The organism is Vibrio sp. 1288 (genome assembly GCF_033344475.1).
In genome coordinates, this window is the sequence record NZ_JAWPOX010000424.1 from 1 (window position 1) to 750 (window position 750).

At 44.9% G+C, this 750-nt stretch carries 1 protein-coding gene; it reads right to left on the bottom strand.

The features are described 5' to 3' along the window. Positions 1-104 precede the first annotated feature (104 nt). The coding region (locus tag R8O11_RS27175; protein ID WP_318194870.1) for a lipase family protein at positions 105-750 on the bottom strand (646 nt) is incomplete at its 5' end.

Genomic DNA, 750 nt, shown 5'->3' on the forward strand with positions numbered 1-750 from the left:
CAGCAAATATCAACTTGAGAAAGAAATTGCTTCGCTGTAATTCAAATCTTAGAAAAAGCCGGATCAGTCCGGCTTTTTTTTATGTCTATCGTTTGGTTTTTCAATCAACGTTCATCGAAAAAGTCTTTGTTTCGGATGTACTTACTCATTAAATGGTAAGAAAACGGACGAATCAGCCAACTAAACAGTGAACGCCCGAGGCGAATGAGTGTCGGCGTGTTCTCATAAATTCTGCCATTGTACAGCCACAGCATTTTTCCGACGTGCCAGTAAAGAAAAGGCACCGGAGGCATGAAAGTCACAATATCGATATCACAACAAATTCGGTAGGTTTTATGCGCCAGACGATAGCGACGTTTGAACGTCCAGTCACCAATGGCGGGCTGCCCGAAAGTCACAACGCGCTTGATGCTTTTCGGATACTTCTTTTCTATGTAATCCGCAAACACGCTACCAATTGCACCACCAGAAGAGTGGCCTGTCACCGAAATGCGCTTGCCTTGTAGAATAAGCGGGACAACGGTTGCTTCTAGCCGTTCTATCACGCTCAAACCTAAGCGGTCTTCGTTTCTACTAGGTAAACTTTCTTGGAACAATAGGTGATAAAACCCTGCGTGAATACGGTAGTTGAGACCTAATCGCCGGCAGCTTCGTGTCCACATTGCAAAGTTGAGAAACCAATCGGTAATGCTGTGAGAGCCTTTAATAACGAACACGACTTCATCGCGGTTTTTGCTCCACAGTACGCGA